Source organism: Lentzea sp. NPDC036955 (assembly GCF_055608005.1).
On sequence record NZ_JBVJRC010000006.1, the window covers coordinates 263,758 to 287,360 of the forward strand.

The following is a 23,603-nucleotide window of genomic DNA, read 5'->3' on the forward strand; positions in this document are numbered from 1 at the left end:
ACGCGGGGGCCTTTCGTGCGGTCCTGGAGTACGAAGGCTCCCCGCGTGCGGTGAAATGAGGCGCGTGAGGGGCGTGTGGGTGAACGAGCCGGGGGTAGAGGTGAACGGGCCGGGGGTGGGGGTGAACGAAGCGGGAGTGGGGTGAACGAGGCGGTGGTGTGAGTGGGGAAGTTCGGCGGGGAGGTTCGGCGGGGAGCGGAATAGGAGAGAGGGGCAGGGTGTTGACGTGCAGGTCCATCGATCTTGGAAGGGCCTGTCATGAAGATCGGCATCATCGGCGCCGGCAACATCGGCGGCAACCTCACCAGGCGGCTGACCGCGCTCGGGCACGACGTCTCGGTCGCCAACTCCCGCGGCCCGCAGACGCTCACCGCACTGGCCGAAGAGACCGGAGCGACGCCCGTCGCGGTCGAGGAGGCGGCCCGCGGCGCGGAGGTCGTCGTCGTCACGATCCCGCTGAAGGCGATCCCCGACCTGCCGTCCGGCCTGTTCGCCGACGCGGCGGAGGGCTTCGCGGTGATCGACACCGGCAACTACTACCCGCAGCAGCGGGACGGGCGGATCGCCGAGATCCTCGACGAGGGGGTCACGGAGAGCCGCTGGACCGAGCGCCACCTCGGCCACCCCGTCGTCAAGGCCTTCAACGGCACCTACGCCGCCGACATCCTCGACCGGGCCCGCCCGGCCGGTGCCCCCGACCGGATGGCGCTGCCGGTGGCCGGCGACGACGAGGCGGCGAAGGCGAAGGTGCGCGCGCTGATCGACGAGCTCGGGTTCGACACGGTCGACGCGGGCGGCATCGACGAGTCCTGGCGCCAGCAGCCCGGAACCCCCGTCTACGGCCTGCGCGAGGGCGTCGACGGGGTCACCAAGGCCCTGGCCGGCGCGAGCCGGGAGCGGACGCCGGACTTCGTCCTCTGAGGTCCACTTAGGACGGAAACCGTCGAATGCCGTTCGACGCGTTCGACGGTTTCCCGTTCTTCGTTGCGGTGTTGTCACCTCCACGGTATGTGAAGTTTCTTCGCGTTGCTCTAGCCTCGCGGCGTCGTGCTCGATCGCGAGGCGGGAGTGGTGCCGTGCAGGTGTTGACCAGAACTGTCGTCGTCGCCGGCTTGGTCGCGGCGGCGCTGCTCCCGGCCACAGCCGTGGCGGCGCCGACCGGTGGGACGTTCTCGGTGCTCAGCTACAACGTCGCCGGGCTGCCGGAAGGCCTGTCCAGCGGCAACCCGAGGGTGAACACGCCGATCATCGGCCAGCGCATCCGGCCGTACGACGTCGTGCACGTCCAGGAGGACTTCAACTACCACGCGTCGTTGTACGCCAACAACACCCACCCGTTCCGCACGCCCACCAGCGGCGGCGTCCCGTTCGGCGACGGCCTCAACACCCTCGCGAACTACCCGTACTCCGACCTCGTTCGCGACAAGTGGGACCGCTGCAACGGCACGGACTGCCTGACGCCCAAGGGCTTCACGTTCTCCCGCACCAGGCTGGCCGAGGGCGTGCTGGTCGACTTCTACAACGTGCACTCCAACGCGGGTTCGACCGACGCGGACCTGGCCGCCCGCCGCGCCAACATCAGCGAGCTCTCCCGGTTCATCGCCGCGAACTCCGCAGGCAACGCCGTCGTGGTCGCCGGGGACACCAACACCCGCTACACCCGCGCCGGCGACAACATCCGCGAGCTGGTCACCGCCAACGGCCTCACCGACGCGTGGGTGCAGGAGGAACGGGGTGGCGTGCCGCCGGAGGCCGGCAGCCCGGCGCTGGTCTGCGACGACGCGAACGTCACCGACGCGTGCGAGGTCGTCGACAAGGTCCTGTTCCGCGGCAACCGGTACATCACCCTCAGCCTCACCCGCTACGCCAACGAGAACGCCGCCTTCCGCACCGCGGACGACAAGATGCTGTCCGACCACTACCCGATCGCGGCGGACTTCCGGTGGACCCTCGACCCGGCCCTGTCGCTCAGCGACCAGTGGGGCGGCCCGCACGGCACTCCGTTCACCGACGTGGCCACCGTCCCGCCGGCGCAACGGGTGACCCAGCTGACCCTGCGCACGGGCTCACGGGTCGACCAGGTGGGCCTGGCACTCGCCGACGGCACGACGTTCACCCACGGCGGCAACGGCGGCACGGCTCAGCAGCTGACCCTCGCACCGGGGGAGCACCTCACGTCGGTGACCCTCCACTCCGGACAACACGACGGGCGCACCCGGATCTTCTTCGCCCGCTTCACCACGAACACCGGCCGCACGCTGTCCGGCGGCACCGAGACACCGAACGCCGTCACCTACACCGCACCGGCCGGGTTCCAGATCGCGGGCTTCCACGGCCGCGCGGGCAGCGAGGTCGACGCGCTGGGCGTGGTCTGCACGCGCGTCGGGTGATCGACGCGTCGTCCGACCGGCCGGCAGGTCCGGCTTCGACCCGGTTCGACCGATCGTCGTCGAACACCGCCAGGCTCGTTTTCGATCTCGTTCGACGCTACGGTCGAGGTTCCGGGAGCGTTCCCGCACAGTCCGCAGTGGACGGCCGAACGAGGAGAGCAAGTGCACCGGTTGAAGCCGACGGCAGCCGCCGTCCTCACCGCCGCGATGACAGCGGCCGTCCTCTCCGCCGGTGCGCCGGCGGCCGGTGCCGCCGCCGGGTGCCGGGTGGTCTACCAGGTGACCAACGAGTGGCAGGGCGGGTTCATCGCCTCGGCGGAGGTCACGAACCTCGGTGACGCCGTCGACGGCTGGCAGCTGACGTGGTCGTTCGGCGGTGGGCAGACCGTCACGCAGCTGTGGAACGGGACCGTGCGGCAGTCCGGTGCCCAGGTGACCGTCACCAACACCGGCTACAACGCCCGCATCGGCACCGGTGCCACCGCCGGGGTCGGCTTCGTCGCCACCGGCGCCACCACGCCCGCCCCCAGCGGGTTCGCGCTCAACGGCACCGCCTGCACGGGGGACACGCCCGCGCCGGACCCGCTGACGCAGGCGCACACCGCCGGCCGGGTCACCGCCACCGGCCAGTACACCTGGCCCGGTGTCTACTTCGAGGGCCGGTTCCGCGGCACCGGCGTGGGTGTGGTGCTCAACGACGCCGTCAACGACTACGACGTGCAGGTCGACGGCACGACGGTGGCCACGCTGGTCAAGCCCGGCAGGGTCACGCACCAGGTCGGCGGGCTCAGCAACGCCGAGCACCGCGTGCGGCTCGTCAAGCGCACGGAGAGCACGTACGCCGCGGGGCAGTTCGGCGGGTTCGTCGCGGCCAACGGTGGCGTGGTGCTCGACCGGCCGGCGGCGCGCAGCAGGCAGATCGAGTTCATCGGCGACTCGCTGACCGCCGGCTACGGCAACCTCTCGACCACGCGGGACTGCTCCACCAACGGCGGCGTCGACCGCAACACGAACTCCGACATCAGCTTCGGTGCGCTCACGGCTCGCGCGCTGAACGCGGACTACCAGATCAACGCGTTCTCCGGGCGCGGCATGGTGCGCAACTACGCGGGCGGCCAGCCGGGCACCAGCTACCGCACCTACTACGACCGGGCGCTGCTGCACGTCGAGGGCGACGTGTGGGTCAAGCCCGCGAGCTGGCAGCCGAAGGTCGTCGTGGTGGGCCTGGGCACCAACGACTTCTCCACCGCGCTCAACCCCGGTGAGCAGTGGCCGACGCAGGAGAGCCTGGTCACCGCCTACAAGAGCGCCTACCTCGGGTTCCTCGCGAAGCTGCGGACCCGCTACGGCGCCGGCACGGAGATCGTCGTGGGCGTCCCGGAGGCGTCCGGGGTGTTCGCCGACGCCGCACGCCAGGTCGTGCAGGAGCGCACGGCCCAGGGCGACAGCCGGGTCCGCCACTGGAACTTCGCCGACCCCGCCATCGACCGGCTGGGCTGCGACTGGCACTTCTCCGCCCGCGACCACCGGTTGATCGCCACGAAGCTCGGCGACTTCCTCGCCGGGCTGGGCATCACCTGGTGACAGGGGTGGGCGGTCCCGCGACACCGGGACCGCCCGCACGTCACTTCGCTTCGAGCACGAACACCGGGATCTGCCGGTCGGTCTTGGTCTGGTACTCGGCGTAGGGCGGGTAGGCCGCGACGGCCCGCTCCCACCACTGGGCGCGTTCGTCGCCGTCGACCTCGCGTGCGACGAAGTCCTTCGTCACGGTCCCGTCCTGCAGCTTGATCTCGGGGTACGCCTTGATGCTGTGAAACCACGCCGGGTGCTCGGGCGCGCCGCCCTTCGAGGCCACGACCGCGTAGCTGCCGTCGTGCTCCACGCGCATAACCGGGGTGTAGCGCAGCTGGCCGCTCTTGGCGCCGCGCACCGTCAGCAGCACGATCGGCCTGCCGGCGACCTTGATGCCCTCGGTGGTACCCGTCTCCAGGATCTTCGCCGTCTGGTCCCGCACCCACTCAGTGGGGCTGAGCTTCACGTCTGCCATGTCCACGATCAACGATTCTGCGGCAACTTCTGTTCCCTCGCAGGCCAGCGAGCGGAGAACTGTACGTTCGTGGACTGCGCGGCGTCCTGCCGGACCGGGAGGGCAGTAGCTAGCGCCCCGGCCAAGGTCCTCGACGCACTCAGCCCCACGACCAACGAGTACGCGTTGGAGTGGCGTGCGAAGTGCCGCAACCGGCTCACCAGACGATCGGAAGTGCGCCAGCGTCTGAAGGACGTCGTGGTCGGTACGACGATCAAGCTGAACGGCCCGCTGCGTTTACACAACGGGCTGGAAGCGTCACGGTTTCAGTGCCTCAGCTCGACCGGTCGGAGCTTCGGATGGATGGCCATCACTGACGATGGCACTCAGTTCCCCTGCCGCCTTGGTGCCGGCTGGGCACACGAGCTCCGGTGGGAGATCGAGCCAGCTCAGGCTTCGAGCTGACCGGTCGAGAAACGGACATCCTCGGGCTGATGACCGGTCTCTCACGACGGCGCGGGAGGCGATGACCCGCGGAGCTCAGCGGAGGCGCTGAAGCGGGCATCGCCTTGACCCGCGCACCAGCGCTGTGCGACACAACTACGACTGCTGCAGATCAACTGCACCGCCGAGGTGCTCGACCAGTTCGAGACGCTGCTGGCCGCGGTGCCCTGGGCGGTCTACGACGTGCGCCGCACGCTCTCACCACGGGTGGACGGCAAGGTCAACCACGCGAGGTCGATCCGCATCCTCGACGTCGGCGAACGCGCCGAGATCCGTAGGCGTAGGGCTGCGGCGGCGGAGGAGGGCCACCGTTCCAGCCCCCCGCGAATCGATCGTCCCGATCCCGCTCAGGGTTCAACCCGTACCGAGGCGTCGACGCCTGCCCCGGTACTCGGCAGGGCCGGGGGTCCAGAGCTGGTCCAGCACGTCCAGGGTCTCGTCCAGGCGGCTGCCGCGTTCGGACATCGCGACGTTCACCGCGGTGAACTCGTCCGGTGACCAGCCGATGCCGAGGTCCGGCACGAGGCGCCCGTCGCTGAGCACGTCCAGGCACGTGAGCGCGCGGCCGAGCACCACCGGCGGGTACCACGGCGCGTTGAGGACGTTGCTGCCGATGAGCACCCGTTCGGTGGCCATCGCGGCGATGCTCAGCAGCACGAACGGGTCGAGCACCGCGCGGAACTCGTCCGGGAACGTGTCGGCGCCGTTGTGGCCCGCCGTGGGGGCGACCGGCGCGAGCAGCCGGTCGATCACCCACAGGCTGTCCGCTCCGAGCCGTTCGCCCTCGCTCGCGTAGCGGCCCGCCCGCTGCACCTGCCGGGCGGCCGTGCCCGCCTGCGGCAGCGTGGAGCCGATCTTCACGACGCTCCTGCCGCCGTCGGTGCGGGCATCAGCGGTTCACCGAGTCGCGCACGTAGTCGCGCAGGGAGCGCGGCGCGTGGCCGAGCAGCTCGGTCATGGTCGCGACCTGGGCCGGGTCGGTCAGGATCGGTCCCGCGCTGAGCAGCTCGAAGCTGTGGATCCAGCCGATGAGCTTCTGGCCGGAGAGCCTGCGCCCGAACGCCTTGCGCCACTCGGGGTCGTTCCCGGTGTAGACGACTTCGCGGCCGAGCGCCTCGGCCCAGATCTGGGCACTCTGCTCGCCGTTCAACGACTCCGGTCCCAGCAACTGGTAGCTGCCGGCCGCGAAGCCGGGGTCGACGAGCGCGCGGGTGATCACCTCGGCGGCGTCGCGCAGGTCGATCCGGTTGACGCCCCTGGCGTGCAGCTGCGTCGGGTGGACACCCGCCTCGATGTCGGCGCGGAAGACCTCGTCGTTCTGGTCGAAGTTGGTGAGGCTGAACATGGCCGGCCGCGGGTCGGTGCCCGCCAGGAACGCCGCGAGCCGCAGCTTCCCCGTGTAGTCCGGCATCGCCTGGGCCGCTCCCGCGCGCGCCTCCGGGTCCTCGACGTGGAAGCCGCCGAACGCGAGACGGGCGCCCGCGCGCTGGGCCTCCTCGCCGAAGATCGTGGCGATCTCGATCTCGTTGGCCTCGTGCGGCGAGACGTAGAACGCCGAGTCGACGCCCTTCAGCACGGCGGCGACGGCCTCGCGGTCGGCGAGGTCGCCCTGCACGACCTCGACCGTGTCGGGCAGGTTCGCGCGCTCCGGCTCGCGGAGATCCGCAGGCGACGCGGCCCGGACGACCCGGTGGTGCGGGCGCTCGCGCTCGACGGCGAGGAACGGCTGGCGTCGGTGCGCCGCGTCCACCGGCTGCTGCGCCGCACGGCACCGCGGCAACGCTGACGCCGGTCTTCAGCCACGAGACGGTCAGGTCTCCGCTTCCGGCGGCTGCCGGCAGGCCAGGGGCGTCACGCCGTTCACGAGATCGCCCGCGCGGCCGACCTCGGCGAGTTCGCCGGTTCGGTACCGTGCGAGGAGCGGGCGGCACGGGTCGTTCCGCCACAGCGCAGAAGAAGAAGGTGGTCGTGGTGCGGCGGATGCCTTAGCCGCCCGCCCGGAGGGTCCGGGAGCACGGGTGGCTGGTTCCGGAGGAACGAGATGTCCCGCACGGACAAGACCAAACCGGCGTGGGTGCGGCACCGCGAGCACGGTGGCCTGCCCCTGCACGACCACCGGCACGGGTCGTGCGACCTCCCCCCGCTCCCCCCGCGGGAGCACACGGGTACCCGGTGCCGCTGGGCGGTGGTCACCGGGATCGCCTCCCCGTGGCGTTGCTGCGCACGGACCCAGGAGCGCTCCGCGCACAAGGAGTGGCAGGGCTGGGTGAAGGCCGCCAACCGCGGGGTCCGCTACGCGGGCCGTGCCGCCGCGCGCCGCCGGCACCTCGACGCGGACTGACCCGGCGGGGTCACCACGAATGTTTCGGGTCGATTGTCACCAGGTAAACCGCCGCGAAATCAAGCTCGTCTCATTTGCCCGATTCTCGGCGGTGCCGTAGAATTCCACTCCGTGAGACAGGTGAGAATTCGGGAGAACATCGACGAGATGCCCGAGCTGTGCAACGTCGAAGTGGCGCTCGTGGTGATCGGCGGAAAATGGAAAATGCTGATCCTGAAGTACCTGCTGGACGGAACGCTCCGATTCGGCGAGCTGCGGAAGATGCTGCCGTCGGTGACACCGCGGATGCTGAGCCGGCAGCTGAAGGAGCTGGAAACCGACGGACTGGTCACGCGGGCCGTGTACGCGGAGGTGCCGCCGAGGACGGAGTACTCCGTCAGCGAACTGGGCGAGTCGCTGCGGGAGCTTGTCGACAAGCTCGACAGCTGGGGTGCGCAGTACCGGGACAGCGCGCGACCGGCGGCGGTGACGGAGTCCGCAGAAATATGACGGAGATCATATTGCAACGTGGATCGCCGCTGCCCGCAAAGGTATACAGCTTGTCACTATGACACAGCGTGTTCACTGCTTGACTCTGCGTTACGATAAGTAGACAAAGGGTCAGTGAGTCTCAAGCCCTCCACACGTTCCCAAGCCAAAAGCGAGCACCACCGGCGGTGGCTGGTCCTGGCCGTGCTGTGCACGAGCCTGCTGCTGGCCGGCCTGGACCTCACGGTCCTGCACGTCGCCGTGCCCGCGCTCGCCCGCGACCTCGACCCCAGCGGGCCGGGACTGCTGTGGATCGTCGACGTCTACTCGCTGACCGTCGCCGCCTTCCTGATCGTGTGCGGCACCCTGGCCGACAAGATCGGGCGGCGCCGGGTGGCGCTGACCGGCTTCGCCCTGTTCGGCCTGGCCTCGCTGGCCGCGGCGTTCGCGCCGTCGACCGGCCTGCTGATCGCCGCGCGCGCCGTGCTCGGGCTCGGCACCGCACTGATCATGGCCGCCACCGTGGCCATCATCCGCAACGTCTTCCCCGACGACCGCGAGCGCGCCTTCGCGATCGGCCTGTGGACCGCCGCGCACAGCGTGGGCACCACCCTGGGGCCGCTGATCGGCGGCGCGCTCGTCGAGCACTTCCCGTGGGGCTCGGTCTTCCTGGTCAACGTCCCCGTCGTGGTCGTCGTGCTCGTCGTCGGCGCCCTGGTCATCCCCGAGTCCTCCAACCCCGAGCCCAGGCCGTGGGACCCGCTGAGCGTCGTCCTGTCGGTGGTCGGGCTCGCGGGCTTCGCCTACGGGCTCAAGGAGGCCACCGCCCCCGGCGGGCTGACGCCGTTCACCCTCGCCGGCGGCGTCGCCGGCATCGCGGTGCTGGTGTGGTTCGTGCTGCGGCAACGCCGGCTGCACCAGCCGCTGCTGGACCTCGAACTGTTCCGCAACCGCCGCTTCAGCGTCGCGATCATCGCCGTGTTCGGTGCGTTCGGTTCCTACGTGGCGATGCTCTTCCTGCTCATGCAGTGGTTCCAGCAGGCGCGCGAGTTCACGCCGTTGCAGGCCGGGGCGGCGATCGTGCCGCTGGCCGTGGCCAACGCGCTCGGGGCCACGCTCGCACCGCGGATCGCCGACCGGTTCGGCAGCCGCTGGTCGATGACGGGCGCGCTCACGGCGTTCGCCGCCGCGCTCGCCTTCTTCGCGGCCAGCCCGCTGACCACCTGGTACCCCGCGCTGGTCGGCGTGCTGGTGGTCTCCGGCTTCGGCGCGGGCATCATCATGACCTCCGGCGCCGACTCCATCACCGCCGTCGTCGCACCCGAGCGCGCGGGTGAGGCCGCCGCCATCCAGGAGACGTCCTTCGAGCTGTCCGCGGGAATGGGCGTGGCGCTGCTCGGCAGCGTGCTGGCGGTCGTCTACCGGTTCAGCCTGACCACACCGCCGTTCCTCTCCGAGGGCGAGGGCGACGTCGCGCGCAGTTCCGTCAATGGGGCCCAGGAGGTCGCGGCGACCTTGTCGCAGGCCGATGCCGGTGCGCTGACGACCGCCGCCGAGTCCGCGTTCGACACCGGCGTGCGCGTGGCCGTCGGCGGTGCCGCGGCGGTGCTGCTCGTGATCGCCGCCGCCGTGGCGGTGCTGCTGCGGCCGCCGTCCGCCGGGGAGGACCCGCCCGACTGAGGTCCGACCGGTCGCCCGGACAACACCCGCGCGTTGTCGCGCGGTTTTTCGGCGCGCGCACGATTCTTTTTCGAGGCATTTTGTTTAGGCTCTGAACAGTCACCCGATCGGAGGTGCCGGCGCGGATTATTCGCGCCGGATACTGATTGCTGAAAGCCGTCGCCGCGAACTTTGTCGACAGATCATTCCCATTCTTCTCGACATCGCAACCTCGAAGGGCGAACAAATGCTGACCGAGCAGCACCCACCACATTCCGCGCTCACTGGTCTAGACCTATTTGTCGGCGGTCCCATCCAGCACGCCATCCGCCCCGACGGGTTCACCGGGCACCTGCGCAGCGCGATCTCCCTGGCGATCGAGACGCTGCGCGGACAGGGCGGCACGATCTTCTCCGCGCACACCGTCGAGGAGTTCGGGGCGCGGACCGCCGCGTTCAGCCCCGAGCAGGTGTCGGCGCGGGATCTGCGCTGGATGTCCAAGTGCGACGTCTTCATCCCCGTGCTGCCCACCTCCGACGAGGAGCTGATGCGCACCGACGGCACCCACATCGAGCTAGGCTGGGCCACCGCCCTCGGGCGGCCGATCGTGCTGGTCACCCGGCAGCCCATCGTCGAGTCGGCCAGCCACCTGCTCAAGGGGCTGCACCGCATCGGCAACGTGCAGGTGCTCGACCTCGACCGGTTCACCCGCGCGCCGTTCCTGCTGGTCGAGGCCGTGCTGCGGGCCACGACGCGCCAGCGCGAGGCCGTGCGGTCCTCCGCCGTCGCGGTGAAGACCCCGGTGGCGGGCCGGTGAGCCCCCGCAGCGGCTCCACCGCGCGCGTGCTCGGCATGGACCTGGCGAACCCGGTCGTCGTGGGCTCGGGTCTGCTGACGGACCAGGCCCGCAACATCCGGCGGCTCATCGCCACCGGCGCGGGCGCGGTGGTCACCAAGACCATCCACCCCAGCCCGCCGCGCGACCTCGACGAGCGCATCCTCAGGCTGCCCACCGGAATGATCAACAGCACCACCTACTCCAAGCGCTCCGTCGGGGAGTGGCTGGGACACCTGCGCGGCTTCACCGAGGACGACCTGCCCGTGATCGCCTCCCTGCACGCCGACAGCCCGGCCGAGCTAGCGGAGCTGGCCGCACAGGTCGAGCAGACCGGGTGCCGCGCGCTGGAGCTGGGCATCTCCTGCCTGAACGAGGAGGACGGGCTGGAGGACACACCGGAGCGGGTGGCGGCCTACACCAGCGCCGTGCGCGCGGCGACGTCGTTGCCGTTCGCGGTGAAGCTGGCCATCGGCGAAAGCTTGCGCGACCGGTCCAAGGCCGCGCTCGACGCCGGTGCGGACGCGCTGAGCATCAGCGACACCATCCCGGCCGCGGCCGTGTCCGTCGCGGGCGAGCTGGAGCTGGGCGGTGTGTTCGGCTACTCGGGTCCCGGCATCAAGCCGCTCGTGCTGGCCGCGATCCACTCCCTGCGCAGGGCTGGTGTCGGCGCGGAGATCCTGGGCATCGGCGGCATCGCCACGGCCGACGACGTGCGCGAGTACCTGGCGGTCGGGGCGACGGTCACCCAGGTCTACACAGCGCTGCACACCGACATGTACTCCACGCTCGCCGCCATCGTCGCGGGCGTCGTCGAGCACGAGCCGGACGGAGTGGTGGTGTGAGCCGCTACTTCGCGGACCTCAGCAGCGCCGAGGTGCACGAGGCGCTGGCGGGCGCGACGGTCATCTGGCCCATCGGCTCCACCGAGCAGCACGGTCCCCACCTGCCCCTGTCGGTCGACTCCGTGCTGGCCGAGGCGTTCGCTGCCGAGCTGGCCGAACGGGTCGACGGCCTGCTGCTGCCCACGCTGGACATCGCGGCGCGCTCGCTGCCGCAGAGCGGTGGCGGACTGGCCTTCCCCGGCACGCTCTACGCCTCCGGCGCCGAGCTGATCTCCTACGTTCGCGAGGTGCTGCGCTCGATCGCGGAGCTGCCGCTGGCGCGGCTGGTGGTGCTCAACGGGCACTTCGAGAACGAGGCGCTGCTGCTCGACGCCGTCGACGACGCCACGCGTCCCGGTGGTGCGCTGTCCGACCGCGAGGTGCAGGTCTTCAGCTGGTGGAGCCTGGTCGACGACGCGTGGGCGCGCGAGCACGTCGAGGGCTTCCCCGGCTGGCACGCCGAGCACGCCGGGCACACCGAGACCAGCCTGATGCTGCACCTGCGGCCCGACCTGGTGCGCGAGGTGCGGCCCGACCACGACACCCCGCCGCCCGCGGGGATCTACGTCCACCCGCTGGAGGTCTCCAGGGCGAGCACCCGCGGTGTGCTCAGCCGCACCTCCGGTGCCAGCGCGGAGTCCGGTGCCCTCCTCTTCGAGCACGTGAGCGCGCGTGCCGCGAAGTCGGTGGCAGAGGGCTTCGGGCTCGTCCGCCGGCAACCACCGTTCGACAAGGAGTGAGCATGGCCTCCCCGTTCCACCTCGCCTTCATCCTCAACTTCACCACCGACGACTGGCGCGGCCAGTTCGGCTCCGGCGGTGACACCTGGGACGGCGAGTTCTACATGGAGATCGCCAAGGCGCTTGAGCGCGCCTGCCTGGACTACGTGATCATCGAGGACAAGCTGATGGTCCCGGAGACCTACGGCGGCAGCGCCGCGGCGGCGTTGCGCCAGGCCGCGATCGCGCCCAAGCACGACCCGGTGCCGCTGGCCGCCGTGATGGGAAAGTCGACCACGGAGCTGGGCATCGTCGCGACACTGTCCACACTGGCCTACCCGCCGTTCATGACCGCGCGCCTGGCGTCCACGATGGACAGCCTGCTCGGCGGCCGGTTCGGCTGGAACATCGTCACCAGCGCGGAGGACCTGGCCGCGCAGAACTTCGGCCTGGACGCGCTGCCCAGCCGCGAGCAGCGCTACGAGATGGCCGACGAGTACGTCGACCTGGTCAAGCAGCTGCTGGCGTCCTGGGACCACGACGCGGTCGTGCGCGACCGGGAGAAGGGCGTCTACGCGGACCCGGACAAGGTGCGCCCAATCCACTTCCGCGGCAAGTACTTCTCCAGCCGCGGCCCCCTCAACACCGTGCCGTCGCCGCAGCACCGGCCCGCGTTCGTGCAGGCGGGCGCGTCGCCGAGGGGACGGGCCTTCGCCGCCCGAAACGCCGACTCGGTCATCGCCATCGCCAACGGCCCGGCGGAGATGAAGGCCTTCCGCGACGACATCCGCAAGCACGCGGAGGCCGCGGGCAGGGACCCCGACGAGATCAAGGTCCTGTTCTGCGTCACGCCGACCGTCGGCGAGACCGAGCAGGACGCGCGCGAGAAGCACCAGCGCATGGTCGACAACGACGACTTCATCGCCGACGTGCTGGTGCAGGTCTCCGCTCTGACCCAGATCGACTTCGCGCAGTTCGCGCTGGACGAGCCGTTGCCGCACAAGCTGGAGACCAACGGGGAGAAGGGCACCCTCGACCAGTTCCAGCAGTGGGGCAGCGGGAAGACGCTGCGGCAGCTGGTCACGGAGAACGCGGGCGGCCTCGTGTCCTCTGTGGAGCTGATCGGCACGCCGGACTCGGTGGCGGCGCGGATGGGCGAGGTCATGGAGGAGGTCGGCGGCGACGGGTTCATGCTCACCACCCCGTTGCTGCGCCTCAACCGCCGCTTCATCGCCGACCTGACCGACGGCCTGGTCCCCGCCCTGCAACGCCGCGGCCTGGCGCGCAGCGCGTACACGCCCGGCCAGACGCTCAAGCAGCGCCTGCGCGAGTTCTGATGCCCGTTCGTCCCGCCGCTCCTCCGTCCGTCCGACACCGTGCCCGGCCGGCAGGAGGTCGATCACGGGACTTCCGAGAGCGAGAGAACAGTGACCACTCATCTGACCAGCCCGGCGGACTGGCGGACGTCCGCGCGCTACACCGGGATCATCCCGGTGGCGGTGCTCGTCGTCCTCGGTGAGGACGGCAGGCCGACCCTCGTCCGCCAGAAGGGCGGACCGTTCGCCGGCCGCTGGATGCTCCCCGGCGGCGTCATCGAGCTGGGCGAGGCGGCCAAAGCCGCGGCGGTGCGCGAGTGCGCGGAGGAGACCGGCATCGAGGTCCCGGTCTCGTGCGTCACCGGCATCGGCACCTACGAGATCATCGCCGACTGGCCGGGCACTCCGCGCTACCACGTCCTGCTGTCGGCCCACCTGGCCGAGGGGAGCTACCGCCTGCCGGCGGGCTTCGTCGGTGACAACGGAGGGGGTGTGGTCCAGGCGGGTCCCGACCACGTCCGGCTGCACTCCACCGACCGGCGCATCCTCTCCGACGCGGGTGTCGTCCGCACTCCCGCGCGGGTGCTGGAGGACGACCTCGACAGCGACCAGTTGACCATCAGCGTGCTGAGCTGAGGGAGCGATGTTGCCCATGGAAGACGACGACAGCCCCATCCGCGTCACCATCGTCAACGGGAGCCTGCGGCAGGGGAGGTTCGCCCCGGTCGTGAGCTCGTGGGTGCACTCCCGCGCCCTGCGGCGGCCCGACCTGCACGTCACCCACCTCGACCTCCAGGACGTGCTCACCCCCGAGCACTGGGAGCAGCCGGGGCGCAACCCGGTGTGGGTCGACGCCGTGGCGGCGTCCGACGCGTTCGTGGTGGTGACCCCCGAGTACAACCACAGCGCGCCCGGCCTGCTGAAGCACGCGATCGACAGCGTCAACCAGGAGTGGTACCGCAAGGCCGTCTCGTTCGTCTGCTACGGCGGTCTTTCCGGTGGCCTGCGCGCCGTCGAGTCCCTGCGGCTGGTGTTCGCCGAGCTGTACGCGACGACGGTCCGGGAGACGGTGTCCTTCCACGGCGCCAAGAAGTGCTTCACAGCCGACGGCCTGCCCAAGGAGGAGGAGATCGCTGACGCCGCGGCGGACACGATGCTCGCCGAGCTGACGTGGTGGGCGCGTGCACTGCGCACGGCGAGGAAGGCCGGTGTTCCCATGCCGACATGACAACGGGAGCGGGCGGGCACGGATGCCCGCCCGCTCCCCGGCGCGGCTCAGGTCCGCGCGGGCTGGAGCTCCGCCTCGGGCACGTCGGCGCGGCGGGCCGCACGTCCCAGCAAGGCGCAGAAGCCCGCCGCGATGGTGGCGAGCACGGCGATCGTGACCGCCATCGGCACCGCCGAGTGCCCCTCCCTCGGGCTCACCAGCGGTGACACGACAGCGGCGAGCTCGAACTGCGACGCGCCCAGCACCGCCGACCCGGTGCCCGCGGCCTGCGGCACGGCGTCGAGCGCGAGCGCCGTGGCCGGACCGAGGACGAACCCGAGCGACGCGACGGCGAAGAAGATCGGCACGACCAGCCAGGCGGGGCCGACCGGCACCGCGAGGACTGAGCGAGCAAGTCGTCGGATACCTGTCGGCGGATGGGTCGATGGACCAGCAGGGCGTTGTACTGTGCCGTTGTGTCAGCGGATCTGAAACGGGCCTTCCCTGGTTTGGTCTTCGGCCTGTCGGTTGTGGCGTTGTGGGGCCTCGGGATGGCTGTTTTCACACCGTCAGCGAACACTGGTTTCGACGTTTCGCTGACGTCGTATCCTTCTTGGCGAGCTGCCGCGTTGTGGTGCGTGTCTGTCGTACTGGTGGCAGCTGCCGCTCCGGTACTTGTTACGCGGTCCCGGGTTGTTCCGACTGACGGCATGCTGCCGGCTTCGATCCGCTGGTTCCTCTCAGCGCGGGAGCGATCGCGTGGGTAGCTGGGTGGATCGACATGCTCAGCTTCTACGACGGGCTTCGTCCGATGGGAATCGCCGAGCACGTGGCTGGGTCCCACCCGGTTTCTTGCCGGCGGATGGGGGCAGTGGCCCGCTGCGTACCCAGGTGATCCGATCAAGTCGGTGATCGTCGGGTTCGCAGGGGTGGCCGTGATGGCGTTGTGGGCGCTGCGGCGTCGGTGGCCCGATCTCATGGTGGCTGCGGCTGTGGCCAGTGTGGCCTTGTCGGTCTCTGCTGCCGTCCGCGATCGCGTCCCCGCCGCTAATGTTCTGTCGCCGACACCGTACAACGCCGCCGAGATCCTCTGGGGCAGGCAGCGATCACGGTCGTTGCCGGCACAGCACTGATGGTGGGAGCGGTGATGAGCCGTTTCGTGCGGCGTCAGCGCAGGTAAGGCTCATCGATTCCCGGTTCGGTGCCGAAGCAGCGAAGCTGGTGTTGCGCCGTGCTCTACTCCTCCTCGTCGTCGGGCAAGGCCGCGGAGAGCCACATTCGGATCCGGTACCGCTCGAAGCCGCCTGGCTGTGCGGTGACGAGGGCTTCCCTGTGGGCAGCGATGTCCTCGTGTTCGAGGATCTCCTGCCGTGCTGCGAGGGCTTGTTCGCGTGCCTGATAGGTGACCTCGAGCGCGTAGATACCTGGTCCCGCCGGCAATTGCGCGTCGAGTGCGTCGCCGGTGGGGGAGCTGAGGACGAGCAGGCCACTCGGGCACCCGAGTTCGAACAGCTGGGGTTTCGACCAGCCGCCTTCGTCGGCTCCCTCAGGTGGTGCGGACCACGTCTCGAGGCGTGCGGACACCGGCAGCAGGTCCTGCGCACAGTTGATCACCAGCTCATAGCCGGTCGACGCCACGATGGTCGCCTGGGCGTGTGTGATGGCCTCGTCGAGACCTGTGCCGGCGTCGTTGTCCTGGTCGCGCACGGTGAGCAACCGGTGGGCGGGCACGGTGATCAGCTCGTGGTGACCCAGTAGCCCCGGCACGGCACACCCTCTTGTCGCTGTTGTTCGATCAGGTGGCCTGGGCTTGCCCGCAGCTCTTGCCGCGTGTGCGGGCAAGCCCAGGTTGTGCCGATCACTTTAGCCGGACGTGACGTTCACGTAGAACGCATCGTTGTCCAGGATGCGGTTCTGGCCGTAGAATCCTGCCAGTTTGGTGCCGCCTCGTTGATTGTCGCCGACATCGATCGGCCGGGCAGAACCATTCCACATGCCTTGCGGCGTTGTGTTCCGTATCGGCTTGCCCCTTTGAGGAGTTCCGCGGCGCGGTCGCCGGTGTCTGGCCACAGTTGGATGAGGTAGTGCTCGAGAATGTCGAGGCTGGATTCATCGACGGCGGAGTCGCGTCCGGTGGCGTGAACGCGAGCCCTGTAGCGACCGGCGGTCTCGGTCGCGGGTGTGCGGAGTTGTCCGGGGATGTCGTCCATCAGCGCGCTGACGCGAAGTGCGCCTGCGGGTGCGTCGAGGGAGACCTCGACGACGTCTTCCCAGGCGTCCAGATCCGGCTCCGGCGGGTCCGTGTGGCGCTCTACTACGAGTTCGACGGGCCCGGTGTGGATGCCGGCGTTGATGCCGAGCAGTCCTGACGCTGTGGTTGCCAGTCCGTTGCTGTGCCACGACAGCCGACCACCGTCCTCGGGGTAGACGCCTTCGTCCAGCATGAAGAACTGGTGGTAGGACACTCGTACCTCGCCGGACAGGCGGATCGGCTGCCGTGTCACATTCATGCCTCCTGATCAGACGATCTGGACGTAGAAGGGATCGAAGTTGATGATCCGCTGGTCACGATAGAACGCGGACAGCTCCCTGCCACCCTTTTCATTGTCTTCTTCTTTGATCATCCTGGCGCTGTAGAGGCCGCCGCCGAGGAACGCGCCCTGGTTGGTCGAGGCGAAGGGATACTCGTCGCACTGCTTCCCGTCCGGCCGGGGGAGGCTTGAAGGACAGGACGTGCTGCGGTTCTTGTCCATCAGGATTCGGTCGGTTTGCCGTGTCAGTGGGCTCCCGCTTGCGGGGGAACCCGGAAGGCCGGCGCGTTGAGTGTCAGCGATGTGCGTGGCGAGTTCTCCGTTGTGTAGGTCAAGGTGGGGGTAACCGAGTGTGCCCATCTGCGTGAAGATGATGGTCCATCGGCTCTGGTGCGCCATGATCGTGCCTGCGGTTCCCGGCACGATGTCCGACATCGCGCGCACGGCCCCTTGAGGGTTGTCGCTGAGCAGGCGGTAGGGCGAGTCGCTGCTCGTGACGCTGCAGTCGATAGGGCATGACGCGATCGCTTCGGGGAATCAAGCCGTTGAGGTCGCCCCAGCCGTCCGGCTTGACGGTGACTGCTACCCCATTGTGAGGTGCGCGGGGTCGTGCTCATCCACCCCCACCGGAAGGGCACTGTCACCGTCCTCCAGGGTCGGTGGCGTGGGTGCGCGGTCGGGGTCCGAATGCCGATCCGGAGACGCCGATCTGCGTGCGCAACCCCTTGGGTGTCCGTGACCACGTCGAGGCGCCGCGACAGTCGCCGTGCCGCCGTCCGGCGGTAACAGCGTGACGAAGATATAACCGGGAACGGCCCGGACCACGTGAATTGCCCCATGTGCAATGACTGCGGATTCCGATGATCGGGCTATCAGTCCCACGAACGGTATTTCGTGATGGCGGCAGACGGGTGAATCCTCTCGACAGCGATTCTGGCGGTCTTGGACAGTTCCATCGTGCGCGGTTTCCTGCAACCACTCACCACATGCATTCCGTTCCCACCACGCACAGCGAACGGTATGCCCGGAAGGAAAAACTCCATGCACGACGACGATGAGCCGGTAGGCCGTGTACTCGGCCGACGGCAGGCGCTGATCCTGCTCGGCGCCGCAGGCGCGACGCTCACGGTCGCGGGATCTCCCGTGGCCGGCGCCACCCAGACAACCGGCGGCCCCGAGGTCTGCGCACCGGCGCTGAACTGCGTGGTCAAGCCGGAGCAGATGGAAGGTCCCTATTTCGTCGACAGGATGCTCAACCGGTCCGACATCCGAACCGACCCGGCCACCGGTCGGCCGTCGCCAGGAACGGCGCTGACGCTCAACTTCACCGTCCAGTCGGTCCGCCCGGGACAGTGCACCCCCCTGCCTGACGCCACAGTGGACATCTGGCAGTGCGACGCGCTTGGGCTTTACTCGGACATCCCGTCGCAGGGGAGTTCTGGTCGCCGTTTCCTGCGCGGCTATCAGAAAACCAACACGGATGGGAAGGCACAATTCATCACCATCCTGCCCGGCTGGTACACCGGCAGGACGCTCCACATCCACATCAAGATCCGGACGACTGGCACCAACGGCCGTCCGTACGAGTTCACGTCACAGCTGTACTTCACGACCGCGTTCGGCGCGGCCTACCTCCAGACCCAGCCGTACGCGCGTAAAGGCCCTGCGGACACCACCAACAACAGGGACTCCATTTACCTGAGGGGTGGTGCCCAGATGGTGCTGAACCCCACCAGCACCGGGACCGGCTACAGCGCGGACTTCGCGATCGGTCTCGACCTGTCCAACACCCAGGTCGGCCTCCCCGACTGATCGGGACGTTCGCCGGGCCTTCTCGACCTCGTTGTACTCCACCCTTCCAGTCCGAGTAGGACGGTCAGGTCGTCGGCGGGGAAAGGGAAGTGGTACCGGCAGAGTCCCGACTGCCCTTGACCGGGCACTGGTGATTCCGGGGTGGCCCTCATGAATGGGCTGCTGCCGCCGCCCGGGATCGCCTTGCAGGTCGAAGGCAGTGAGTTGCGCGGTTTGCCGATGCGCGGTGAGGTCGTCAGCACCGGCTGCGCCGCGAACCACGTTCACCGGACGACACCTCGACCGGGCACATCCCGATCTCGATGATCTGCGTCGACTCGCCCGGCGGCGGCGTTCCTGCTCAACAGGTCGCCTCGACGTCGACGACCAGCACGTGGTCCACCACCATCACGTGCTGATCGTCCCCGGCGTGTGAATCCGATCAGTTGAGTTCCACCCCGACAGCGGACACGAACTCACCCGCTGCGACAGCGGCGGCGACGACCTCGATGTCGTCCGCCATGAACCGGTCCTCGGCCAAAGTGGGCACCAACGACCGGACCTTCGAGTACGTGGCCGCAGACTGCGGGCTCAGCCCGGACCGCCGCCCTGCCACGTCCACGGCCTGCGCGGCCGCCAGGTACTGCACGGCGAGAATCCGGGTGTTGTTGGACAGCACGCGGCGGGCGTTGCGTGCCGAGATCAGGCCCATGCTGACGATGTCCTGGTTGTCCCCGTTGGACGGCACACTTTGCGTGGACGCGGGGCCGATCGTCCTGTTCTCCGCGACCAGCGCCGTGGCCGGGTACTGCGCCCCGGCGAACCCGCTGTTCAGACCAGGATCGCCGGCGACGAGGAACTCCGGCAGGCCGTAGTTGAGGTGCCTGTTCAGCAGCCGGTTCGTCTGCCGTTCGGACAGCACACCCAGCTGCGTCAACGCGATCGTCACGTAGTCCATGGCAAACGCGATCGGCTGGCCGTGGAAGTTGGCGCCGTGGAAGATCTCCCTGCCCTCGAAGAACAACGGGTTGTCGTTCGACGAGTTGAGCTCGATCTCCAGCTTGCGCACGGCGTCGTGCAACGTGTCCCGCACCGCGCCGGCCACCTGCGGGACGGCGCGCATGGTGTACGCCTTCTGCAGATAGATCTCCGTGCGCTGCACGTCCTTGCCGTCGTGCCCCTCCTCCAGCTCGCGCCGCAGGTCGGCGTGCTCGACGGTCAACAAGCTGCCCGCGAGCAACGCCCGCAGGTTCGCGGCCGAGGCGATCTGGCCGGGGTGCGGGCGGGCGATGTCGTGACCCTCGGCCAGGAACGGGCTGGTGGAGCCGCGCAACGCCTCGATCATCAGCGCGGTCACGATCTCCGCCTGCCGCACCTGTTCCAGTGCCCGCGCCACGACCAGCGAGCCGAGGCCGGTCATCGCGGACGTGCCGTTGATCAGTGCCAGACCCTCCTTGAAGCGCAGCTCCAGCGGCTCGATGCCCTTGGCCCGCAACACCTCCCCGGTCGGCACGGGCTTGCCGTCGCGCAGCACGTAACCCTCACCGATGACCGTGCTCGCCACGTGGGCGAGCGGCGCGAGGTCACCGCTCGCGCCGAGCGAACCGATCTCCGGAATGGCGGGCGTGATGTCCGAGTTGAGGTACAACGCCAAGCGCTGCAGCACTTCCGGCCGCACCGCCGAATACCCCTTTGCCAGTGCGTTCAGCCGCGCCGCCACGATCGCGCGTGCCTCGTCGACGGCGAACAGCGGGCCGACGCCCGCGCTGTGGCTGCGCACCAGGTTCGTCTGCAGTTCCACCTCCTTCGCCACGTCGACGCGCATGTAGATCATTTCGCCGTAGCCGGTGGTCACGCCGTAGATCGGGATGTTCTGCCTGGCGATGTCCTCGAACATCGCGCGGCTCTTGGCCGCCTTCGCGAGCGCGGCCGGTGCGACCGCGCACTCCTGCCCCAGCTCCGCGACGCCACGGACACCCGCGATGTCGAGGTGCTCACCGTCGAACTCGACCAGACTCAACTGATTCCCCTTCTCAGTGTGGTTGCGAGCAGCACCACGGCGAGCGGGTACAGCAACGCCCACCCGCCGAACGGCAGCACCAGCAGGCACCCCAGAAACGCGACCACGGCGCAGACACGGCCGATGTCGTCGGGTGGCAGCACCTTCACAGCGGCCGCGGTGCCCGCCAGGTACAGCACGAGGAACGTGGCGCTCGGCCACCCCAGCAACTCCCCGAGATCAGGTCGCAGCAGTGCGTCCGCGAGCAGCACCACCGCGAAGAAAACTCCCAGGCACGCCAACGCGACCCACGGCGTGCGGTGCCGGGAGTGCAGCCGCGCCAACGCTTTCGGCAGCTCGCCCACGCGCGCCTGGGCGTACAGAAGGCGGGAGAGGCCTGCGATGTTCGTGTGCACGGCCACGAACGCGCACGCCAGCGCGAACACCGCTGTCGCCACCCCTGCCGCCCGGCCGAACGCGGACGCGGCGGCCACGCTCATCGGCGCCAGCCCGTTGCCCTGCAGGTACGCGCCGGTACCGATGGTCACGAACGCCGCCGCGCAGTACAGCACCGAGAGCACGACCGACGCGATCCCCATGCTGAGCGGCAGATCGCGTCCGGGGCGGCGGAAGTCCTCCGCGAGGTGCACGACCATCTCGAACCCGATGTAGGACCAGAAGATCAGCAGTGCGGCCGCTCCGACCGCCATCCACCCGTTCGGCACAAACGGCGTCAGAAACCCGGACCGCACATCGGGCAGTCCGGCGACGGAGATCGCCGCGATCACCGCACCCACGGCGGCCACAGCCCCGGTTTGCACCGCCGCGGACGCCTTCAGCCCTCGCGAGTTGAGCCACAGCGACACGAACAACAGCACCAGGGCCAACACCGAGGCGGCAGCGTCGGGCAGGCCGAAGTACGACGTCACGTAATGCGCGCCGACCAGCGCGATCACCGGCACGGACAGCGGCACCGAGGCGAGGAACCACCAGCCGCAAACACGGGCGGACCGAGGCCCGAAGGCGTGCGAGACGTAGGCGATGATGCCTCCGGCGTCCGGGATGCGTGCCCCGGCCCGGCCCAGCGCCACTGCTAACACCAGCCCGAACAACGACATGACCCCCCACGCGACGAGCGCGGCCGGTCCTGCGGTCCGTGCGGTCAACGCCGGCAGCACCAGCACGCTCGGTCCGAGCACCGCGCCGACGGCGAGTGCGGTCCCGGCGGGCACGGTCAAGTGCCGGCGCAGGCCGGTTTCCTCCATGAAGGATTCCACCCCAATGAGATAGCAGTGCGTGATTGTTCAACTCCGTACCGTAACCACATCAGCGTTGGTTCGTCGAGGTTCCAACCGGAACTTGTTCCGGTCCGCGGTTCGAACCACGCCAGTACTCCAGCCGCACTTCGTGGTCCTTGGCCTGTCTGCGCTGGCGGTGGAAGGCTTTCGCGCGGCGCTCGTGACGTCTACGCCAGTGGGACCAGGCCCACTCGCGGGTGCTGTCGTAGACGGTGGTGATCAGGTGTGCCAGGAGACGCTTGACCTCTCCGGGTGAGCGGGATGAGGCCGCTGCCGGGGCTTTGGGACGATCGTGGCTGTGACAGCGAGGTAGGTGCGGGCGAGCATTGCGAGGGTGATGTGCCGGTACCAGGCGTCGTAGCGGCGAACCTGGTGGTGGTCGAGCCCGGCCTCGGTCTTGGCAGCCTGGAAGCAGTCCTCGCCCGCCCAGCGGGCGCCGGCCACACCGATGAGATCGTCATCTGTGGTTTCGTCTGGCGCGCAACATAAGTAGTAGGCCAGTTCGTGCTCGCCCTTGGTGTTGCGCGTGAGTGAGCGGCGGGCCAGTAGCCAGCGGCGCCACCGCGGCGGGATGGAATGCTCGTAGATGGGCAGCGAGGCCACCGCCCAGTCGAACAATCGTGGCCCCCTGGCTCCGTCGTCGCAATTGCGGCGTTTCCAGACGTCATCTGGTGCTTGCGCCGCCAAGACATCGGCGCGGGACGTTCCGCCGACCGCGGGAATGGTCAGGTTGCAGGCCACGGCGACGACGTAGCCGATGCGTGGATTCGGCAGGGTTTGGCTTGGCGCAACTCACGCCGCCTGGGTGGGGAGTGCCCCACCCAGGTGCTCGATCAGGAGATCCTGAACGAGTTGGCGCGGTTGTTCAACGCTCCGACATCGCCGTTGTCGAGCCAGGCGCTGGAGTCGCCGGTGAGGTCGTTGCCGTCGAAGAGCTTGACGTCGCAGGAGTTGTAGGTCTGCACCGAGCTGATCTGGTTGGCCGAGGCGCCGAGGTTGGCCCCGCCCTCGTTGTTGGTGGTACCGCTGGTGCAGCCGACCTGGTAGGCCGGGTTGAAGACCACGACCTGCGAGCCACTGGCGCCCGTGCCGTAGTACAGGCGAGCCACCACCAGCCCGTCGCCCGGTGTGCCCTGCTGACACCCGAAGGTGTTGTCCCGGACCGCGCAGTACAGGGTCGCAGTGGTGCCCACGTGCCCAAGGCGGGCCAGGTCCGACACCATGACCGGTGTCGAACTGGTGAACCGCTCGACCTGGATCGTCGACGCGGCGGGCGCCGCCTGGTCGGCCGGGCTGGCCGAGGCGTGCGAGCCCACCACCCCCACCGCGCTCACTGCAAGCGCCACAGCCGCGAACCATCTTCCCTTGCTCATGTGAGCACTCCCCTCATGGATCCTCCGGTTGTTCGGAGTCTCCGACGGGCAAGATTCCGCACACAGGCCTGCCGCAGGGGCAGAGCTGCTCACGTCACCCGGACAGCGCCCCGAAGATCACCCAGATGCCGATCTGCAGCCTGACCGGTGATACGGAGGGCAGTCCTCTTCGCGGGCGACAATCACGAGCTCGACGCGGGTGGCGCCGTGAAGTTCCATATCGCGGTCGGTACTCACAGCTGTTACTGCCGGTTCCACC

25 protein-coding genes are annotated in these 23,603 nt (G+C 69.2%); 14 read left to right on the forward strand and 11 right to left on the reverse strand.

Translation table 11 applies throughout. The features are described from left to right. Window positions 1–258 precede the first annotated feature (258 nt). The 3 genes from ACZ7CF_RS21915 to ACZ7CF_RS21925 all read left to right on the forward strand — a co-directional run bounded on the left by ACZ7CF_RS21915 (window position 259) and on the right by ACZ7CF_RS21925 (window position 3,974). On the forward strand, window positions 259–921 hold the full coding sequence (locus ACZ7CF_RS21915) for an NADPH-dependent F420 reductase (protein WP_360389488.1): 663 nt from the start codon (window positions 259–261) through the stop codon (window positions 919–921). Window positions 922–1,082: 161 nt separating this feature from the next. Further along, a complete protein-coding gene (locus tag ACZ7CF_RS21920; protein ID WP_360389485.1) occupies window positions 1,083–2,390 on the forward strand; it encodes a jacalin-like lectin in 1,308 nt (435 codons plus the stop codon). 162 nt (window positions 2,391–2,552) lie between these two features. Further along, window positions 2,553–3,974: a cellulose binding domain-containing protein gene (locus ACZ7CF_RS21925; protein WP_470370418.1), complete on the forward strand. Its 1,422-nt coding sequence runs from the start codon at window positions 2,553–2,555 to the stop codon at window positions 3,972–3,974. Window positions 3,975–4,014: 40 nt separating this feature from the next. Here the strand turns inward: ACZ7CF_RS21925 and ACZ7CF_RS21930 are convergent, their stop codons facing one another. Further along, a complete protein-coding gene (locus ACZ7CF_RS21930) occupies window positions 4,015–4,440 on the reverse strand; it encodes a nitroreductase family deazaflavin-dependent oxidoreductase (protein WP_458434381.1) in 426 nt (141 codons plus the stop codon). 69 nt (window positions 4,441–4,509) lie between these two features. On the opposite strand from ACZ7CF_RS21930, the gene ACZ7CF_RS21935 reads away from it, so the two are divergent. Continuing rightward, window positions 4,510–4,884 (forward strand): DUF6927 domain-containing protein, encoded by a 375-nt coding sequence (locus ACZ7CF_RS21935; protein WP_470370419.1) that lies wholly within the window; start codon window positions 4,510–4,512, stop codon window positions 4,882–4,884. Window positions 4,885–5,277: 393 nt separating this feature from the next. Here ACZ7CF_RS21935 and ACZ7CF_RS21940 read toward each other — a convergent pair whose 3' ends face one another. Both ACZ7CF_RS21940 and ACZ7CF_RS21945 read right to left on the reverse strand, forming a co-directional pair. Further along, a complete protein-coding gene (locus tag ACZ7CF_RS21940; RefSeq protein WP_470370420.1) occupies window positions 5,278–5,784 on the reverse strand; it encodes an LLM class flavin-dependent oxidoreductase in 507 nt (168 codons plus the stop codon). A 28-nt stretch (window positions 5,785–5,812) separates the two neighbouring features. Then, on the reverse strand, window positions 5,813–6,673 hold the full coding sequence (locus ACZ7CF_RS21945) for an SDR family oxidoreductase (RefSeq protein WP_470370421.1): 861 nt from the start codon (window positions 6,671–6,673) through the stop codon (window positions 5,813–5,815). A gap of 291 nt (window positions 6,674–6,964) precedes the next feature. Here ACZ7CF_RS21945 and ACZ7CF_RS21950 point away from each other — a divergent pair, with 291 nt between their 5' ends. The 9 genes from ACZ7CF_RS21950 (at window position 6,965) to ACZ7CF_RS21990 (ending at window position 14,373) form a co-directional block, all read left to right on the forward strand. Further along, window positions 6,965–7,264: a hypothetical protein gene (locus ACZ7CF_RS21950; RefSeq protein WP_458431778.1), complete on the forward strand. Its 300-nt coding sequence runs from the start codon at window positions 6,965–6,967 to the stop codon at window positions 7,262–7,264. A gap of 111 nt (window positions 7,265–7,375) precedes the next feature. Further along, the gene (locus ACZ7CF_RS21955; protein WP_470370422.1) at window positions 7,376–7,753 is read left to right on the forward strand and encodes a winged helix-turn-helix transcriptional regulator; all 378 of its coding nucleotides are present in this window, start codon (window positions 7,376–7,378) and stop codon (window positions 7,751–7,753) included. Between the two features lie 114 nt (window positions 7,754–7,867). Beyond that, window positions 7,868–9,412: an MFS transporter gene (locus ACZ7CF_RS21960; RefSeq protein ID WP_470370423.1), complete on the forward strand. Its 1,545-nt coding sequence runs from the start codon at window positions 7,868–7,870 to the stop codon at window positions 9,410–9,412. Between the two features lie 226 nt (window positions 9,413–9,638). Continuing rightward, the gene (locus tag ACZ7CF_RS21965; RefSeq protein ID WP_458431781.1) at window positions 9,639–10,208 is read left to right on the forward strand and encodes a nucleoside 2-deoxyribosyltransferase; all 570 of its coding nucleotides are present in this window, start codon (window positions 9,639–9,641) and stop codon (window positions 10,206–10,208) included. Continuing rightward, window positions 10,205–11,071: a beta/alpha barrel domain-containing protein gene (locus tag ACZ7CF_RS21970; protein ID WP_458431782.1), complete on the forward strand. Its 867-nt coding sequence runs from the start codon at window positions 10,205–10,207 to the stop codon at window positions 11,069–11,071. The genes ACZ7CF_RS21965 and ACZ7CF_RS21970 overlap by 4 nt, the downstream gene beginning before the upstream one ends. Further along, window positions 11,068–11,850: a creatininase family protein gene (locus ACZ7CF_RS21975; RefSeq protein ID WP_458431783.1), complete on the forward strand. Its 783-nt coding sequence runs from the start codon at window positions 11,068–11,070 to the stop codon at window positions 11,848–11,850. The genes ACZ7CF_RS21970 and ACZ7CF_RS21975 overlap by 4 nt, the downstream gene beginning before the upstream one ends. A 2-nt stretch (window positions 11,851–11,852) precedes the next feature. Beyond that, window positions 11,853–13,166 carry an NtaA/DmoA family FMN-dependent monooxygenase gene (locus tag ACZ7CF_RS21980; RefSeq protein WP_458431784.1) on the forward strand — a complete coding sequence of 438 codons (1,314 nt, stop codon included), beginning with the start codon at window positions 11,853–11,855 and terminating at the stop codon, window positions 13,164–13,166. A gap of 90 nt (window positions 13,167–13,256) precedes the next feature. Then, entirely contained in the window at window positions 13,257–13,781 is a 525-nt protein-coding gene (locus tag ACZ7CF_RS21985; RefSeq protein ID WP_458431785.1) for an NUDIX domain-containing protein, read from the forward strand. A 16-nt stretch (window positions 13,782–13,797) separates the two neighbouring features. Further along, on the forward strand, window positions 13,798–14,373 hold the full coding sequence (locus ACZ7CF_RS21990) for an NADPH-dependent FMN reductase (RefSeq protein WP_458431786.1): 576 nt from the start codon (window positions 13,798–13,800) through the stop codon (window positions 14,371–14,373). A 47-nt stretch (window positions 14,374–14,420) separates the two neighbouring features. Here the strand turns inward: ACZ7CF_RS21990 and ACZ7CF_RS21995 are convergent, their stop codons facing one another. The 4 genes from ACZ7CF_RS21995 to ACZ7CF_RS22010 all read right to left on the reverse strand — a co-directional run bounded on the left by ACZ7CF_RS21995 (window position 14,421) and on the right by ACZ7CF_RS22010 (window position 17,318). Beyond that, window positions 14,421–14,747, reverse strand: coding sequence for a hypothetical protein (locus tag ACZ7CF_RS21995; RefSeq protein WP_470370424.1), 327 nt, complete (start codon window positions 14,745–14,747; stop codon window positions 14,421–14,423). Window positions 14,748–15,588: 841 nt separating this feature from the next. Continuing rightward, a complete protein-coding gene (locus ACZ7CF_RS22000) occupies window positions 15,589–16,083 on the reverse strand; it encodes a hypothetical protein (RefSeq protein ID WP_470370425.1) in 495 nt (164 codons plus the stop codon). Between the two features lie 149 nt (window positions 16,084–16,232). Beyond that, complete coding sequence (locus ACZ7CF_RS22005; RefSeq protein WP_470370426.1) at window positions 16,233–16,862, reverse strand: hypothetical protein; 630 nt, start codon at window positions 16,860–16,862, stop codon at window positions 16,233–16,235. Between the two features lie 9 nt (window positions 16,863–16,871). Beyond that, a complete protein-coding gene (locus ACZ7CF_RS22010) occupies window positions 16,872–17,318 on the reverse strand; it encodes a NucA/NucB deoxyribonuclease domain-containing protein (RefSeq protein ID WP_470370427.1) in 447 nt (148 codons plus the stop codon). Between the two features lie 507 nt (window positions 17,319–17,825). On the opposite strand from ACZ7CF_RS22010, the gene ACZ7CF_RS22015 reads away from it, so the two are divergent. Then, entirely contained in the window at window positions 17,826–18,695 is an 870-nt protein-coding gene (locus ACZ7CF_RS22015; protein WP_470370428.1) for a dioxygenase family protein, read from the forward strand. A 421-nt stretch (window positions 18,696–19,116) separates the two neighbouring features. On the opposite strand, the gene cmdF is transcribed toward ACZ7CF_RS22015, so the two are convergent. The 4 genes from cmdF to ACZ7CF_RS22035 all read right to left on the reverse strand — a co-directional run bounded on the left by cmdF (window position 19,117) and on the right by ACZ7CF_RS22035 (window position 23,344). Beyond that, complete coding sequence (gene cmdF, locus ACZ7CF_RS22020) at window positions 19,117–20,694, reverse strand: tyrosine 2,3-aminomutase (protein WP_458431791.1); 1,578 nt, start codon at window positions 20,692–20,694, stop codon at window positions 19,117–19,119. Then, on the reverse strand, window positions 20,691–21,938 hold the full coding sequence (locus ACZ7CF_RS22025; RefSeq protein ID WP_470370429.1) for an APC family permease: 1,248 nt from the start codon (window positions 21,936–21,938) through the stop codon (window positions 20,691–20,693). The genes cmdF and ACZ7CF_RS22025 overlap by 4 nt, the downstream gene beginning before the upstream one ends. A 252-nt stretch (window positions 21,939–22,190) precedes the next feature. After that, entirely contained in the window at window positions 22,191–22,712 is a 522-nt protein-coding gene (locus ACZ7CF_RS22030; protein WP_470370430.1) for a hypothetical protein, read from the reverse strand. 92 nt (window positions 22,713–22,804) lie between these two features. After that, window positions 22,805–23,344 (reverse strand): hypothetical protein, encoded by a 540-nt coding sequence (locus tag ACZ7CF_RS22035; protein ID WP_470370431.1) that lies wholly within the window; start codon window positions 23,342–23,344, stop codon window positions 22,805–22,807. Window positions 23,345–23,603 lie beyond the last annotated feature (259 nt).

Excerpts from the sequence above, each read along its gene's own strand:
- ACZ7CF_RS21915 (WP_360389488.1), top strand. The coding sequence starts at position 259 with ATGAAGATCGGCATCATCGGCGCCGGCAACATCGGCGGCAACCTCACC.
- ACZ7CF_RS21930 (WP_458434381.1), bottom strand. The coding sequence starts at position 4,440 with ATGGCAGACGTGAAGCTCAGCCCCACTGAGTGGGTGCGGGACCAGACG.
- ACZ7CF_RS21950 (WP_458431778.1), top strand. The coding sequence starts at position 6,965 with ATGTCCCGCACGGACAAGACCAAACCGGCGTGGGTGCGGCACCGCGAG.
- ACZ7CF_RS21965 (WP_458431781.1), top strand. The coding sequence starts at position 9,639 with ATGCTGACCGAGCAGCACCCACCACATTCCGCGCTCACTGGTCTAGAC.
- ACZ7CF_RS21980 (WP_458431784.1), top strand. The coding sequence starts at position 11,853 with ATGGCCTCCCCGTTCCACCTCGCCTTCATCCTCAACTTCACCACCGAC.
- ACZ7CF_RS21990 (WP_458431786.1), top strand. The coding sequence starts at position 13,798 with ATGGAAGACGACGACAGCCCCATCCGCGTCACCATCGTCAACGGGAGC.
- ACZ7CF_RS22005 (WP_470370426.1), bottom strand. The coding sequence starts at position 16,862 with ATGAATGTGACACGGCAGCCGATCCGCCTGTCCGGCGAGGTACGAGTG.
- ACZ7CF_RS22010 (WP_470370427.1), bottom strand. The coding sequence starts at position 17,318 with ATGTCGGACATCGTGCCGGGAACCGCAGGCACGATCATGGCGCACCAG.
- ACZ7CF_RS22025 (WP_470370429.1), bottom strand. The coding sequence starts at position 21,938 with ATGGAGGAAACCGGCCTGCGCCGGCACTTGACCGTGCCCGCCGGGACC.
- ACZ7CF_RS22035 (WP_470370431.1), bottom strand. The coding sequence starts at position 23,344 with ATGAGCAAGGGAAGATGGTTCGCGGCTGTGGCGCTTGCAGTGAGCGCG.